The organism is Ruegeria sp. H4 (assembly GCF_056533065.1).
Genome location: NZ_JBQFOC010000003.1, coordinates 312,735 through 327,744, shown reverse-complemented (window position 1 = coordinate 327,744; position 15,010 = coordinate 312,735). Strand labels below are relative to the sequence as shown.

16 protein-coding genes are annotated in these 15,010 nt (G+C 58.0%); 7 read left to right on the top strand and 9 right to left on the bottom strand.

What is annotated here, in order from left to right:
• Positions 1 to 86: 86 nt before the first annotated feature.
• Positions 87 to 1,778, top strand: coding sequence for an adenylate/guanylate cyclase domain-containing protein (locus ACR0KG_RS17830; protein ID WP_480548843.1), 1,692 nt, complete (start codon positions 87 to 89; stop codon positions 1,776 to 1,778).
• Between the two features lie 196 nt (positions 1,779 to 1,974).
• Positions 1,975 to 3,690: a bifunctional sulfate adenylyltransferase/adenylylsulfate kinase gene (locus tag ACR0KG_RS17825; protein ID WP_480544198.1), complete on the top strand. Its 1,716-nt coding sequence runs from the start codon at positions 1,975 to 1,977 to the stop codon at positions 3,688 to 3,690.
• 66 nt (positions 3,691 to 3,756) lie between these two features.
• Here ACR0KG_RS17825 and ACR0KG_RS17820 read toward each other — a convergent pair whose 3' ends face one another.
• From ACR0KG_RS17820 to ACR0KG_RS17810, 3 genes are all read right to left on the bottom strand, one after another.
• Positions 3,757 to 4,641: a PhzF family phenazine biosynthesis protein gene (locus tag ACR0KG_RS17820; protein WP_480828015.1), complete on the bottom strand. Its 885-nt coding sequence runs from the start codon at positions 4,639 to 4,641 to the stop codon at positions 3,757 to 3,759.
• Positions 4,642 to 4,745: 104 nt separating this feature from the next.
• A complete protein-coding gene (locus tag ACR0KG_RS17815; protein WP_170536263.1) occupies positions 4,746 to 4,970 on the bottom strand; it encodes a DUF1150 family protein in 225 nt (74 codons plus the stop codon).
• 5 nt (positions 4,971 to 4,975) lie between these two features.
• The gene (locus ACR0KG_RS17810) at positions 4,976 to 5,389 is read right to left on the bottom strand and encodes an Hsp20 family protein (RefSeq protein ID WP_058275530.1); all 414 of its coding nucleotides are present in this window, start codon (positions 5,387 to 5,389) and stop codon (positions 4,976 to 4,978) included.
• 163 nt (positions 5,390 to 5,552) lie between these two features.
• Here ACR0KG_RS17810 and ACR0KG_RS17805 point away from each other — a divergent pair, with 163 nt between their 5' ends.
• The 4 genes from ACR0KG_RS17805 (at position 5,553) to ACR0KG_RS17790 (ending at position 8,163) form a co-directional block, all read left to right on the top strand.
• Positions 5,553 to 5,777, top strand: coding sequence for a YdcH family protein (locus ACR0KG_RS17805; protein ID WP_170536261.1), 225 nt, complete (start codon positions 5,553 to 5,555; stop codon positions 5,775 to 5,777).
• A 75-nt stretch (positions 5,778 to 5,852) separates the two neighbouring features.
• Positions 5,853 to 6,338 (top strand): 5-(carboxyamino)imidazole ribonucleotide mutase, encoded by a 486-nt coding sequence (purE, locus tag ACR0KG_RS17800; RefSeq protein ID WP_480828014.1) that lies wholly within the window; start codon positions 5,853 to 5,855, stop codon positions 6,336 to 6,338.
• A complete protein-coding gene (locus tag ACR0KG_RS17795) occupies positions 6,290 to 7,090 on the top strand; it encodes an NAD(P)-binding domain-containing protein (RefSeq protein ID WP_480828013.1) in 801 nt (266 codons plus the stop codon). The genes purE and ACR0KG_RS17795 overlap by 49 nt, the downstream gene beginning before the upstream one ends.
• Positions 7,091 to 7,092: 2 nt before the next feature.
• Positions 7,093 to 8,163: a 5-(carboxyamino)imidazole ribonucleotide synthase gene (locus ACR0KG_RS17790; RefSeq protein WP_480828051.1), complete on the top strand. Its 1,071-nt coding sequence runs from the start codon at positions 7,093 to 7,095 to the stop codon at positions 8,161 to 8,163.
• A 63-nt stretch (positions 8,164 to 8,226) separates the two neighbouring features.
• On the opposite strand, the gene ACR0KG_RS17785 is transcribed toward ACR0KG_RS17790, so the two are convergent.
• From ACR0KG_RS17785 to groES, 5 genes are all read right to left on the bottom strand, one after another.
• Positions 8,227 to 9,378: an alpha-D-ribose 1-methylphosphonate 5-triphosphate diphosphatase gene (locus tag ACR0KG_RS17785; RefSeq protein WP_480828012.1), complete on the bottom strand. Its 1,152-nt coding sequence runs from the start codon at positions 9,376 to 9,378 to the stop codon at positions 8,227 to 8,229.
• Positions 9,375 to 10,148, bottom strand: coding sequence for an alpha/beta fold hydrolase (locus tag ACR0KG_RS17780; protein WP_480828011.1), 774 nt, complete (start codon positions 10,146 to 10,148; stop codon positions 9,375 to 9,377). The genes ACR0KG_RS17785 and ACR0KG_RS17780 overlap by 4 nt, the downstream gene beginning before the upstream one ends.
• 38 nt (positions 10,149 to 10,186) lie before the next feature.
• Positions 10,187 to 11,029 carry a DMT family transporter gene (locus ACR0KG_RS17775; RefSeq protein WP_480548832.1) on the bottom strand — a complete coding sequence of 281 codons (843 nt, stop codon included), beginning with the start codon at positions 11,027 to 11,029 and terminating at the stop codon, positions 10,187 to 10,189.
• 174 nt (positions 11,030 to 11,203) lie between these two features.
• Positions 11,204 to 12,847 carry a chaperonin GroEL gene (gene groL, locus ACR0KG_RS17770; RefSeq protein WP_480548830.1) on the bottom strand — a complete coding sequence of 548 codons (1,644 nt, stop codon included), beginning with the start codon at positions 12,845 to 12,847 and terminating at the stop codon, positions 11,204 to 11,206.
• A gap of 54 nt (positions 12,848 to 12,901) precedes the next feature.
• A complete protein-coding gene (gene groES, locus ACR0KG_RS17765) occupies positions 12,902 to 13,189 on the bottom strand; it encodes a co-chaperone GroES (RefSeq protein WP_170536247.1) in 288 nt (95 codons plus the stop codon).
• 226 nt (positions 13,190 to 13,415) lie between these two features.
• Here groES and bla point away from each other — a divergent pair, with 226 nt between their 5' ends.
• Positions 13,416 to 14,297, top strand: a complete 882-nt coding sequence (bla, locus tag ACR0KG_RS17760) for a class A beta-lactamase (protein WP_480548828.1) — start codon at positions 13,416 to 13,418, stop codon at positions 14,295 to 14,297.
• 18 nt (positions 14,298 to 14,315) lie between these two features.
• On the opposite strand, the gene ACR0KG_RS17755 is transcribed toward bla, so the two are convergent.
• Complete coding sequence (locus tag ACR0KG_RS17755) at positions 14,316 to 14,996, bottom strand: DUF2161 domain-containing phosphodiesterase (RefSeq protein ID WP_480548826.1); 681 nt, start codon at positions 14,994 to 14,996, stop codon at positions 14,316 to 14,318.
• Positions 14,997 to 15,010 lie beyond the last annotated feature (14 nt).

Genomic DNA, 15,010 nt, shown 5'->3' with positions numbered 1-15,010 from the left:
TTTACCTTCTGCGGTTCAGGTCGGCTTGACCCGTGCAAGCCTGCCCCTCACACTCCACCCTAACGAAGCATTCGCGGGTACCGGCATTGGATAACGCACTTTGGCGCGGCGGGTGGGCAGCCCAGCTACGGATTGGCAGCGGCCTGATCCTGTTTGTTTTCGCGTTTTTTCACTTTATCAATATCGGGCTGGGCCTGTTTCACACCGACTATCTGCACGGGATGCAGGATGGTCGCAAGGCGATCACCCGACACAATGCCGTCAGCCTGCTGTTCTATGCCGCGCTGATCCTTCACGCGGCCCTTGCGGTGATCTCGGTCATCCAGCGCAGAACATTGCGGATGCCGTTCAGTTCAGCATTGCAGATTGTGCTGGGGTTATTGATCCCGCTGCAATTGATTTCGCACATCGTGCATACCCGCATCGCGCATGAGGTGTTCGACGTCAACGATGAGATGGGGTACATCATCATACTGATGTGGCCCAGCTCAGCCATCTGGATGCAAAGCCTGCTGCTGCTGATCGTCTGGATACATGGCTGTATCGGCCTTCATATGTGGCTGCGCCTGACCAGTTGGTGGTCAAAAACCGTTCCCTATCTGATCGGCGTAGCTGTTTTTGTGCCCTCTTTCGCATTGGCCGGTGTCTTAACTGAGGGCCGGCGCATCTGGGTGGATTTCGCAGATGAGTTTCTGCGTGAGCAATACATTGAGCACTATAACTGGCCATCGCCTGAAACCTTCGGCGTCCTGCTTACTATGAAGAACAACGCCGTTCTGGGCTTTCTGATCACGCTCGGCGCATGCGGGGTCTTCTTTCTGGGCCGCAAGCTTTGGCGTCGCAGGCATTCGGTGCGGATCGCCTATGCGCAAGGCCCGGATGTGGTTGCAGAAAAAGGCATGACATTGCTTGAAATATCTCAAGCCAACGGCATCCCACACACGGCGCTGTGCGGAGGCAAGGGGCGTTGCACCACATGCCGTGTCATTGTCGAAGATGGCAGCGAAGGGCTGGATGCCCCCAGTGAGGTCGAGGCCCGCAGCCTGGCTGCGGTGGGTGCCTCGCCCCAAACCCGACTCGCCTGCCAAATCCGCCCAACCGATCCTCTAACTGTGTTTCGCGTCTTTCGCCCGGATGGCGAGCGGAATCGAGGGCATGCCAGCCAAGGACAAGAACGGCAATTGGCCGTGCTGTTTTTGGACATGCGGGGTTTTACGGCGCGTACGACCGGGCAGCTTCCTTACGACATCGTCTTTCTGTTGAACCGGTTCTTTGACGCCATAGTCCCGGCCATCACCGATGCGGGCGGCGTAGTCGACAAATACATGGGTGATGGGTTGTTGGCCGTGTTTAACAAAGCCAACGCCGCCGTCTCTGCCAAATCAGGGCTAGACGCTGCGATTGAAATCAGCCTTGCTCTGGAAGGTTTCAACCAACGCCTCGCAGCCGAAGGAAGCCCGGGCATTCGTATCGGAATGGGCCTGCATCTAGGTGATCTGGTGCTGGGTGAAATCGGCGCCGCAGGGCACGCATCGCACACCATTATCGGCGATGCTGTCAATGTCGCCAGCCGCCTTGAAAGCGAGACCAAAGCACTTGGGGTCGAACTGCTGGTGTCGAAGGAATTGCTGCAAGCGGCAGAAGTGGCAATCAATCCCGAGCAGATCCAATTGTTCCAGCTACGTGGCGTGACCGAACCGGTTCCCGCCGTGCCTGTTACACGTGCCGCAGAGCTAAGCGACCTCACCACCAGAGAAGAACAAGCATCCTCTGCCTGATTGCATCGCGCTACCGAAACAGAACCACGGTCGCCTTTGGTATTGTGTACGGGAAAATCCTTCCATTTCCGGGGAAATCAGCGCATATCGTCCTTTGTTTCGCGACGGTGGTGGACTTCGGGTAAGAGTCGGGGCAAATCCGCCTCGAAACGGCCGAGAATCACCGGCAAATTTACACTGTGACAAGAGTATTCTGATGACGATGTTAAGTAATCTGGCTCCGATCCCCGAACTGTATGTATCGTATGACTCGGCCCAGAAGTTGAAAGTTGAAGCCGCCGATCTGACAAGCTGGGACCTGAGCCCGCGCCAGATCTGCGATCTGGAGCTGTTGATGAACGGCGGGTTCAACCCGCTCAAAGGTTTCCTGAGCGAAGCCGACTATGACAACGTCGTCGAGAACATGCGCTTGGCCGATGGCACCTTGTGGCCCATGCCCATCACGCTGGACGTTAACGAAGACTTTGCCCAAGGGATTGAGCTGGGCCAGGATATCGCCCTGCGCGATCAGGAGGGCGTGATCCTTGGCACCATGACTGTGACCGACCGATGGACACCGGACAAGTCGCGTGAGGCCGAGAAAGTCTTTGGCGCTGATGACGATGCACACCCTGCGGTTAACTACCTGCACAACGCGGCTGGCAAGGTCTATTTGGGCGGTCCCGTTGTCGGCATCCAGCAGCCGGTGCACTATGATTTCCGCGCCCGTCGGGATACACCGAATGAACTGCGCGCCTATTTCCGCAAGCTGGGCTGGCGCCGCATCGTGGCCTTCCAGACACGCAACCCCCTGCACCGCGCGCACCAGGAACTGACCTTCCGCGCCGCCAAGGAAGCGCAGGCAAACCTGCTGATCCATCCGGTTGTCGGCATGACCAAGCCGGGCGACGTCGATCACTTCACCCGCGTCCGCTGCTATGAGGCGGTGCTGGACAAATACCCGGCCTCGACCACGTCGATGAGCCTGCTGAACCTGGCCATGCGCATGGCTGGCCCGCGTGAGGCAGTGTGGCACGGCCTGATCCGCGCAAACCACGGCTGCACCCACTTCATCGTCGGGCGCGACCATGCAGGGCCTGGCAAAAACTCGGCTGGTGAGGATTTCTATGGGCCTTATGACGCACAGGACCTGTTCCGCAAACACCAGGATGAAATCGGCATCGAAATGGTCGACTTCAAACATATGGTCTATGTGCAGGAACGCGCCCAGTACGAACCAAATGACGAGATTCTGGATAAGGATAATGTCACCATCCTGAACATCTCGGGCACCGAGTTGCGCCGCCGCTTGTCCGAGGGGCTTGAAATCCCAGAATGGTTCAGCTTCCCCGAAGTTGTCACAGAACTGCGCAAGACCAAGCCGCCGCGCAGCCAGCAGGGCTTTACCGTGTTCTTCACAGGTTTCTCAGGGAGCGGAAAATCCACCATTGCCAACGCGTTGATGGTCAAGCTGATGGAGATGGGTGGCCGCCCGGTAACCCTGCTGGATGGTGACATCGTGCGGAAGAATTTGTCTTCGGAACTGGGCTTCTCGAAAGAGCACCGCGACCTGAACATTCGCCGCATCGGGTATGTCGCGTCTGAGATCACCAAAAACGGTGGCATCGCCATCTGCGCGCCGATTGCGCCCTATGCCACTACCCGTCGCGCCGTGCGCGAAGAGATCGAGCAGTTCGGTGCCTTCTGCGAGGTCCATGTGGCGACCAGTATCGAGGAATGCGAACGCCGCGACCGTAAGGGGCTCTATAAGCTGGCCCGCGAAGGTAAGATCAAGGAATTCACCGGGATCTCAGATCCTTACGACGTTCCCCAAAACCCTGAACTGAGCGTCGAGACCGAGAATGTCGAGGTCGACAATTGCGCCCACCAGGTCCTGCTAAAACTGGAAAGCATGGGCCTGATCGCCGGGTAACATACCAGAATACAAAAAGCCCCCGCCTAGACCGGGGCTTTTCTTTTGGCTGAACCCAAAATGCGGTCACATCTGATCGGGCAAGTCCACCTGTCCGCGCATCAGCACATGTCCACGCCCTGCGACCTTGATTCCGGTCATCGCCTCAGATGGCCCAACGCGGGTTACGGTCGCCTGACCGGGGCGGCCCATGTCATGCCCCTGCTCTGCGATGAAACTGTCTTTTGCCATCAACCCGTGTTTCCAAAGATAGGCGGCCATCGCACCAGTCGCTGATCCGGTAAACGGGTCCTCGGGCGGGCTGGGAGGGGCCAGCAAGAGACGCGAGAATGTATCGCCCTGAGGCGTTGCACCCTGCAAGGTCACCAGAAACGGCTCGGCCATGTCCGAACCGGAAAACCCGGCAGCGGCGGCAACTTTGCGCAATGGCCCTACATCAAGCCGTGCTGCGCGCAACGCCTCGTGATCTCGCAGAACCGTTATGCAAAAGGGCAGCCCGGTTGAAACGAACTGAGGCGGAGATACAATGGCACTTTCTGGCACCCCGATGGTCGTGGCAACGAGGTCAGCAGGTACATACGCACCGAACTCTGGCGCGACCTGGGTCATCTCGATCTCGTCCCCATTCAACTTGATCGCCACAAGCCCCGCACCTGTTTCAAGTGTCAGAGCATCGCCCGAGATCAAACCACGCGACCGCATCGCAGCCACTGTTGCGATTGTCGGATGTCCGGCAAAGGGTATCTCGCGACTGGCCAGAAAATACCGCACCTGAATATCGGCAACATCAGATGGCCCGGTGAAGGTGCATTCCACCAGTGAGGTCTCGCGGACATAGGCCATGCAAACATCCGCTGGCAGAACCGCGCCATCGTGGACAACGGCGCATCCGTTGCCTCCAAAGGCGCGGTCACTGAAGGCATCCACCCAATCAAAGTCAAACCAGCTCATCACGCGGCCTCCGAACACAGGAAAAAACGGCGGGGTTCGCCGGTTTCAAACCATCGCGCGTGTCATTGGGATTGTCACGCGCAAATCAGGCGTAAAGGGGGCCCTCAGTGAACGGCCACCGGAGACAGATCATGCTGTCGCGCCAGAACAAAGGCCAGCTTGCGGTCGGCGACTAGCGCCAATTGCTGACCATCGGAATCGTGCACGGCATAAAGCTGATCCAGATCACCTGCCTGATCCTGCAGATCGCTTGGCAGATCGGCAACCTCGACCGTTTTGACATAAACGATACGGTCGCCTTCGGTGTTGATTTCAATCGGTGTATTCATTGCTCTTACCCCTTCCGTATGTTGATTGTCTGCACCACGGTTTCCGGCACGGCGCGGGTTAGATCCACATGCAGCAGACCGTTCTCCATGATCGCCTCGCCCACCTCGACACCATCGGCCAGCACGAACATGCGCTGAAACTGGCGCGCCGCGATGCCACGGTGCAGGAAGATGCGCCCCTCGCTATCGTCACGCTGACGGCCACGGATCACAAGTTGGCGATCCTCGATGGTGATCGACAAGTCTTCTTCGGCAAACCCGGCCACAGCCAGAGTAATCCGGTACGAAAAATCCGACGTCTGTTCGATATTGTAGGGCGGGTACCCTTCATTGCCGGCCTTTGCAGACCGTTCCAAAAGGCGTTCCAACTGCTCGAACCCCAAAAGATGCGGGTATGAGCCAAGAGTAAGTTTTGACACGTTTTCTCGTCCTTTATTGCCAAAGCGACGTGTGGTGCGGCCCCGTTCTGGCAACCGCGCACTATAGAATATGGGAAGAATCCAGGATGTCCACAAGGTCTGGCGTGATAACGTCTGACACACTATCTTGTTGAGTAAGCACCACAACCAGCCCGAGTCGCCAATGAACGCGCCCACCGATCTTTCGATGAAAACCGATGACGTTTTGCGGGTTGAGCTTGAGGTTTTCCGGCGGCAGCACCGTGATCTGGACGAAGCCATCGAAGCACTGCATGACCGCGGCACGGCAGATCAGCTGACCTTGCGGCGGCTGAAAAAGGAAAAACTGCGCCTGAAGGACATCATCCGCCTTATCGAGGATCGCCTGACGCCGGACATCATCGCCTGATCCAAGCCTAACGCATTGCCACGAAGGCGGATTTGGATATATTGCGCGCGCTGCTAACGGGCGGGGATCAAGCGGATGAGCAACGTCAATGTCGGGATCATCATGGGCAGCCAGTCGGACTGGCCCACCATGAAAGAGGCCGCCGATATTCTGGATGAGTTGGGCGTATCTTACGAAAAACGCATTGTTTCAGCCCACCGCACGCCAGATCGTCTGTGGGAGTATGGCAAAACTGCTGTCGAGCGCGGCCTGAACGTGATCATCGCAGGCGCAGGCGGCGCGGCGCATCTGCCGGGCATGATGGCCTCGAAAACGCGGGTGCCGGTGATTGGAGTTCCTGTGCAGACACGGGCGCTGTCCGGGGTTGATTCGCTGTATTCCATTGTGCAGATGCCCAAGGGTTTCCCGGTTGCCACCATGGCCATCGGATCAGCCGGTGGTGCAAATGCAGGGCTGATGGCCGCAGGGATTCTGGCACTGCAAGATGACGCGTTGGCCATGCGGCTGGACGCATGGCGCGCGGCACTGTCAGCCTCTATCGCAGAAGAACCCGAAGGATGAGCCGGATCGGCTTTGTCGGAACCGGCCATATCGCGGCCCCAATGGTGCGCTTTCTGGCGGCCAAAGGTCATGACATCTGGGTCACGACACGCAATACAGAGGTATCCGGGCAACTCAAATCAGAACTGGGTGTAACCGTCGCGGATGCACAATCCGTTGTCGACGCATCGGACATCGTGTTTTTGTGTCTGCGCCCACAGGTGGCCGCTGATGTTCTAACACCTCTGATCTTTCGCGCGGATCAACAGATTGTTTCTGTAATGGCCGCCGTTTCGACAGATCAATTGGCAAAGCTCTGTGCGCCTGCGTCGGATTTCGTGCAGACCATCCCGCTGGGTTTTCTGGCAACCGGTGGTTGCCCATTGGCCGCCCTTGGCAATGATCGCCTGTTGGCCGATCTCTTCGAACCGGAAAACCCGGTGATCAAGGTTGCAGACGAGGCCGCGTTGAACGCCCATTTCGCGATCTGCGCCATGGTTCCTGGGATGCTGGATTTGATGGCGACCGGAGCAGATTGGTTGGCCGATCAAACCGGAAATGCAGACGGTGCAGAATTTTATACGACACAGCTGATCTCGGGCTTTCTTTCTGCGATGGAAAAGGGCAAAGCGGGGCGACTTGCGGTTGAGCGCGATGCGCTGGCCACGGACGGAACGCTAAGCCTGCAGATGACCGATGCGCTACGGTCAGGCAGGGCACATGACGCGCTGAAAGCAGCCCTGGCCGCGATCGGCAAACGGTTGGAGACCTGATGATGACACAGATGCTGGCCCCCGGTGCAACGATTGGAATTCTGGGCGGTGGTCAGTTGGGCCGCATGCTGTCAGTCGCGGCGGCGCGGCTGGGCTTTGTCAGCCATATCTACGAGCCCGGCGCGAACCCACCTGCCGGTCAGGTCGCAGATCGGGTGACAACGGCGGCATATGATGATGCCGAGGCGCTGAGGGCCTTTGCAGAGTCGGTCGATGTCATCACCTATGAGTTCGAGAACATCCCGACCGAGGCGCTGGATACCCTGGAAGCGCACCGCCCTATTCGCCCTGGACGCGAAGCCTTGCGCGTCAGTCAGGATCGGCTGACCGAAAAGCGGTTCTTGCAAGATTTGGCTCTGAACACGGCGCCTTTTGCGGATGTGTCAGATCTGAGCAGCCTTGAGGCCGCAATTGATCAGATCGGAACCCCGGCCATACTGAAAACCCGCCGGTTCGGTTACGACGGCAAAGGCCAGGCGCGTTTGCGGACACCCGAGGATGCCAGCGCCGCGTTGGCGGACATGAACGGCGCGCCCTCGATCCTGGAAGGGTTCGTTGATTTCAGCCATGAGGTGTCCATTATTGCCGCGCGCGGGCTGGACGGTCAGGTCGCATGTTTCGATCCGGGCGAGAACGTGCATCGGGACGGCATCCTGCACACGACCACAGTACCTGCCCGCCTACGTCCGGCGCAGCGCACAGATGCGATCCTGCTGGCCGCCAATATCCTGAATGCGCTCGACTATGTTGGAGTAATGGGGGTCGAGCTGTTTGTGACGCCCAAGGGTTTGATCGTGAATGAGATCGCGCCGCGCGTTCATAACTCGGGCCATTGGACGCAGAATGGTTGCGCCGTCGATCAGTTTGAACAACATATCCGCGCTGTGGCTGGCTGGCCCTTAGGTGATGGGCAGCGGCATTCGGATGTGGTGATGGAGAACCTGATCGGTGCCGATATGGACCGCGTACTTGAGCTGGCTCAGGAACGGGACGTCGCCCTGCATCTCTACGGTAAGGCCGAAGTAAAGGCAGGCCGGAAGATGGGACATTTCAACCGGATCGCGCGCGAATAGAAATCACGCTAGCGCGTGATGCCTCCGGCGGAGGTATTTGTGAACAAGAGAAGGGGGCCGGGTTCAAGAGATGAACCGGGCCGCGATGTCTCCGGACATGTAACTGATGCGCCCTCCGGCCAGCGTAGCGGCGACGCGGAGGGTCTTCCGATCCAGAATGACAAGGTCAGCGCGTTTGCCCGGCTCTAACGTGCCACGGTCTTCAAGACCCAGAACACGCGCGGGGCCGGAGGAGATCAAATCCCAGGCGGCAGCCAAATCCTGAACGCCGCTTTTGGCCAGCATCAACGCCGCACGGCGCGGGCTGGGGTAGTGATAGTCAGACGCCAAAGCGTCACACAGACCCATGGCAATCAGTTCAACCGCGCTGGCATTTCCTTTGTGTGACCCGCCCCGGACCACATTGGGTGAGCCGAGAATAATGTGATCGCCTGCTGAACGCGCAGCCTCAGCCGCCTCAAGTGTTTCGGGGAATTCAGAGATGTGAATGCCACGATCCCGCCACCAGCCCCGGATTTCAGCGGTCGCGTCATCGTGGCTGCCGAGGCGAACACCCAGCCCCACTAGCTCAACGCACAGCGTTTCGATCGCAGCGGGAACCTCTTCTCGGCGGGCATGCATCTCGAGCAGCATCTGGAAATGAGCGTCTGGATTACGTCCCGCTTTCAGTGCCTGTCCGGTCAGGCGCGGCGGTTTCTTGCCCTGCGCAAGGCGATCATGCGGCAGGTGGTCATTAAAGACCACGTAAGGAACCTGCCAGTCTCTGATCCGCGCAACCAGGTTCCCATAGTCGTCCAGCATATGGGTTTCGAACCTTAGCTGAGGGATCAAGTCGGTGACAATGCTGTTCTTAACCGCAGCAATCGCGTCAAAGACCTGCGCAGCAAATTCGGGGCCGCGCACGCCGCCTTCCCAGCTGTAGAATTGTGCCAGTACTCCGGTGGTGATCCCGTTTGCCGCCAGCTCTGCCTCGACCGACAAAATGCCTTCGTTCATTTGCTTCATGGCCCCCCGGCGCGGGGCGATGTGACGTTCGAAACCGTCACCATGCAGGTCGATGATTCCCGGAAGAACCATATAACCGGTCAGGTCAATCTCTCGACCCGCGCGTGACGCCTGCACCTGCCCATCAGCTATTGCAACTGGCTCCTGTGTCAGCCCTGCACACGGCAACAGCACTTCGGCGTTGCACAGCGTCAGTTCCAGCGTTGTCATCTGGTTGGCTCCGACTCTGGTTCAGAGCAATCCTGCCCGATGCAAATCTCGTCAATGATGTCAGTGACCCCATCCAGCCAAGTGATCTGCGGATCAAATTGGCCGAACTCGATGAAATGCAGGGCCTGCGCCATCACGCGCGGATTGTTCATCATGAACGTGTGCGTCACCGGCAGAACGATATGATCCGCCATGCCATCCACCTTGGTGGTTCGGACTGAAACCTTACCATCGTCCCGCCCATCGATCAGTGAAGAAAACACTGGGTTCAACGAATTCTCACCTGCGATCACGCCCAGTTCGAAATCCACCGCAGGCAGCTTCCTTGGGATGCCTTCAGATCCAGTGCCAAGCTGCAATCCCGCGGGTCCGTTCAGATACCCAAACACTTCCCAAGCGCTGAGCTCATCAACAAGTTGGCTGCCTTGATTAGGCGGGCCTAACATGACGACGCGGCCTAGGTTTTCAGGCCTGTTATCCTGAAGCCAATACCGCAACAGGATACCGCCCATGGAATGCGCGACAACGTTAGCTATATCTTCGCCACAGGCTGCAACCGCATCGGGCAGTGTCTGTTCAGCCAGTTCGGGAATGCCCATATCTGTCGACGGATAGCCAGGGCGTATGACGGTGTAGCCATGCGCCTTGAACAACTGCTCCATCACCGAGAACGACGCCTCAGTCCGCGCCAGCCCATGCAACAGGATGACACATTTGGCGCTGGCCGCCGCAGGCAGGCACAGGAAAATGAGGGCAAACAGAATTCTCATGACCGCCCAATAATGCCAATGAAGGTCTGAGGGAAGACCTACCCTTGGGTCCGGCGCAGAACGGCCAGGGCAATGCCACCCAGTACCAAAGCTGCCCCGGCCAACAGCCGCGCGCCTGCAACTTCACCCAACAGGACCACGCCGCCGACAATCGCGATCACCGGCACACTCAACTGAACCACCGCGGCAACCGAGGGCGCGAGTTGCGGCAAGACCCGATACCAAAGCGCATATCCCAGGCCCGACGTGACCCCGCCTGACAAAATAGCCAACGCACATCCGGTTACATTGATCTGCCAGTCGCCCCCCAAGAAAACCAGTGCCAACGTCGTTACGGGAAGCGCGACAACAAAGTTCGCCGCTGTCCCGGCCAAGGCGTCTGACTCGGACCGTCCGACCAAAGAATAGATCGCCCAACCAAAACCAGCGGCGACCATCAGCGCAGCTCCCGCTGCGTCTACCTGAACCGCCTCGGTCGGCCATAGTACAAAGGTCAAGCCGCCCAAAGCGACCGCAGCACCTGCAATTTGGCGTCCTGTGGGTGTCGTCCCAGTCAATGCGCCAATCACAAACATGGATATCTGCACAACCCCGAACAGGATCAGCGCCCCAAGACCCGCATCCAGCGTCAAATAGGCCACCGAAAACCCAATCATGTACAAGGATAGGGACCCTGCCCCCAGAACCCGCCGCCTAGAACGCAGCGGCATTCCACCCTTGCGCCCCCACACCAATAGGCTCAGAACCACCGCGCCAGCCAGAACGCGTACAACTGCAAAGCTGGCAGGATCGCTGGCACCACTGTCAATCGCCAGCCGGTTCAGGATCGAATTCGCCGCAAAGGCGCACATGGTCAGGGCGGTCAGCAAAAACAACTTCATCCCAATCGCATACCTGCTTCTGTCAGCTTTGCACACTCACATTCCTGCAAACGCACCGCAGCTTCTTCTGTTCAAAAATACCTCCGCCGGAGGCATGTCCGCAAAGCGGGCATTCAAAACGAAACGGGGCCGCCCGAAGGCGACCCCGTCGATAAGCACTAAGGCCTAAGCAGCTTACATCATGCCGCCCATGCCGCCCATGTCGGGCATACCGCCGCCAGGGGCCGCGCCCTCTTTGGCGGGCTTGTCAGCAACCATCGCTTCGGTGGTGACCAGCAGGCCAGCAACCGATGCCGCGTCTTCCAGAGCGGTCCGGACAACTTTGGCAGGGTCGATCACACCGAACGAGAACATGTCGCCATATTCTTCGGTCTGAGCGTTGAAGCCAAATGCCGCGTCCGAAGATTCACGGACTTTGCCCGCAACAACCGCACCGTCAACACCTGCGTTCTCGGCGATCTGGCGCAGCGGCGCTTCGATGGCCTTGCGAACGATGTTGATGCCAGCGTCCTGATCGGCGTTTGCACCTTTCAGAGCTTCCAGTGCTTTACCGGCCTGAACCAGAGCAACACCGCCGCCCACGACGACGCCTTCTTGTACAGCAGCGCGTGTTGCGTTCAGAGCATCGTCCACACGGTCCTTACGCTCTTTCACTTCAACTTCGGTCATGCCGCCGACGCGGATAACAGCAACACCGCCTGCCAGTTTGGCAACGCGCTCTTGCAGCTTCTCACGGTCGTAGTCGCTGGTGGTTTCTTCGATCTGAGTGCGGATCTGGCCAACGCGTGCTTCGATCTCAGCTTTCTCGCCAGCACCGTCAACGATGGTGGTTTCGTCTTTGGTGATCTCGATCTTCTTGGCGGTGCCCAGCATGTCCATGCTGACAGACTCGAGCTTCATGCCCAGATCTTCGCTGATGACCTGACCGCCGGTCAGGATCGCGATGTCTTGCAGCATGGCTTTGCGGCGATCGCCGAAACCCGGTGCTTTGACAGCAGCAATTTTCAGGCCGCCGCGCAGTTTGTTGACAACCAGAGTTGCCAGCGCTTCGCCTTCAACATCCTCAGCAATGATCAGCAGCGGCTTCTGCGACTGAATCACCTGCTCGAGCAGCGGAACCATTGGCTGCAGCGAGGACAGTTTCTTTTCGTGCAGCAGGATCATGCAGTCGTCGAGTTCTGCGATCATCTTGTCTGCGTTGGTGACGAAGTAAGGTGACAGGTAGCCACGGTCGAACTGCATACCTTCGACAACATCGGTCTCGGTTTCCAGGCCTTTGTTTTCTTCGACGGTGATAACGCCCTCGTTGCCAACCTTCTGCATCGCGTCTGCGATCTGGCTGCCGATTTCAGCTTCGCCATTGGCCGAGATGGTGCCAACCTGAGCAACTTCTGCCGAGTCTTTGACTTCACGCGAAGCAGCTTTGATGCCTTCAACAACTTTGGCCGTTGCCAGGTCGATGCCGCGCTTCAGGTCCATCGGGTTCAGGCCGGCAGCAACCTGCTTCAGGCCTTCTTTGACGATGGACTGAGCCAGAACGGTTGCAGTGGTGGTGCCGTCACCGGCTTCGTCATTGGTGCGGCTGGCGACTTCTTTCACCATCTGCGCGCCCATGTTTTCGAACTTGTCTTCCAGTTCGATTTCCTTGGCAACCGAAACACCGTCTTTGGTGATGCGCGGTGCGCCGAAGGATTTGTCCAGCACCACGTTGCGGCCTTTGGGGCCCAGGGTCACTTTGACAGCATCGGCCAGGATGTTCACACCGGCCAGCATGCGGTTACGGGCATCGGTGTCAAATTTGACGTCCTTTGCAGACATGTTGTCTCTCCTTGAGAAAATCTATTGAGATGAAGATCAGAGTGAAGCAAGCGCTTACTCGATGATCCCCATGATGTCGCTTTCTTTCATCATCAGCAGCTCTTCGCCGTCGACCTGAACCTCGGTGCCCGACCATTTGCCGAACAGGATCTTGTCGCCAGCTTTGACCGCCATTGCGATCAGCTCGCCGCTGTCTTTGCGGGCGCCTTCGCCGGTCGCAACGACTTCGCCTTCACTGGGCTTTTCTTTTGCACTGTCGGGAATGATCAGTCCGCCTGCGGTTTTTTCGTCGCTTTCGGTACGGCGAACCAGCACACGGTCATGAAGCGGTTTCAATGCCATCTTTGTAGCTCCTTGGGCTCAAAGTTTATCTATCCTCCCCTCACCTGTCGGTGAGGCGTTAGCACTCAGTGGGTTCGAGTGATAACGCGGCATAGCTAGGGTGTCGAAAGAAGCGAGTCAACAAGTTGAAGCGAAATTTTTTGGCCAAACCTGATCGGTCATGTGGTTGTTTGCGAAGACCAGCTGCATAGGTAGGCCACGACAAAAACAATATGGGGCAAATTCGATGCGCAGATTTCAATTTCTTGCTGTCGGTCTACTACTTTTGACTTATGTGACCACAGGTCCGGCCACGCCGGTTCAAGCGCAGAGCCTGACTGATACTGTTAAGGCATGGGAGCGCGAACTTGACGCACGGATTGGGGTGCTGCTGTACGAGGTCGACAGCGGATTGGAGGTTGCCTATCGCGCGGATGAACGGTTTGCGATGTCCAGCACATTCAAACCTCTTTTGTGCGGCGCGATTTTGGCAGGGGTCGACACAGGTACCCAAGCGTTATCGGAACGCGTTACCTATCAATCATCTGACCTCGTCGACTACTCGCCTGTCACCAGTAAGCACGTAGAAACCGGCATGACCGTGCGAGACCTGTGCAAAGCAACCATAACGATCAGCGACAACACCGCAGCCAACCTGTTGTTGCAGCGATTGGGCGGACCCAGTGAACTAACCGGCTTTCTGCGGACTACAGGCGACACCATCACCCGCCTTGATCGCTGGGAAACCGCGCTGAACCAAGCCACACCAGGTGATCCACGCGATACAACAACGCCCCGGGCGATTTTGGAGACGTTGGAACGGCTGCTGGATGGCACGCGCCTTTCACCAGCCTCCGCCGCTCAACTCAGGCAATGGATGATCGAAGATCAGGTCGCCGACGAACTCATCCGCCCTCATGTCCCAGAAGGTTGGACAATCGGGGACAAGACCGGCGCTGGCGGCCACGGTAGCCGCGCGATCATCGCTTTTCTCCAAACCCCAGAGCCACGCACCTATCTGACGGCCATCTATCTCACCGAAACAAACGCATCCTTTGCAAAACGCAACGCTGTGATTTCCGATATTGGCCGCGCAATGATCGCCGAGATCGAAGCGCATGCTGAGTGAATAAGCCCATCCGCGTGGCTAGATTTCATCCGCATCTTCCCAGCTATATGCCCAGTGCTTCAGCCCCTCTTCACCCGCAGAGGACAGGCCATAAACACCTGTCTCAACCTTATCGAACCAGCCATAATGGTTTTCACGCATCAAGCGTGTGGCGACAGAAACACCGGTCGCAACCGCAACCTCAGAACCTTTGGTTGCGCCGTGCTCTGCCAGATGCGCGGCGCATTTTAGTGCGTCCTGCCGATATGCAGTCACAATCCCGTACCGAGTCGCACCACCAGCGTTGGGATCACCCTCCAGTCGATCAAATTCCCGCAGCATGCGCGCTGCTTTGACCTTGTTCTTTCGCGGCGCGTAGAGCCCGGGATCACACTGCACTTCGACCGCGCCATCGGCACGAACAGTGATCAGCCCCAGACCCAGACGACGGCACATCGCCAGATTGTCCTTCAGTGCCCGCCGTGCGGTGCGTCCCTTTGGCTTGCACACCCCGATATAGACCTGATCGGTGATCTTTAGCCGCGCAATGGCCTGATGAAACAAGGCCAGAGAAAACCGCAATTTCAGCTCGACAATCACGGGGTCAGATCCGTCGCGCACCGCCATGATATCCGCCGGGCCCACTTCGCCCTTCACGGTATAACCCTGACGCTCCAACAACGCCTTGATCGGGGGATAAAGATCCTGCTCGCGCTCCATGACCCGATGCTATG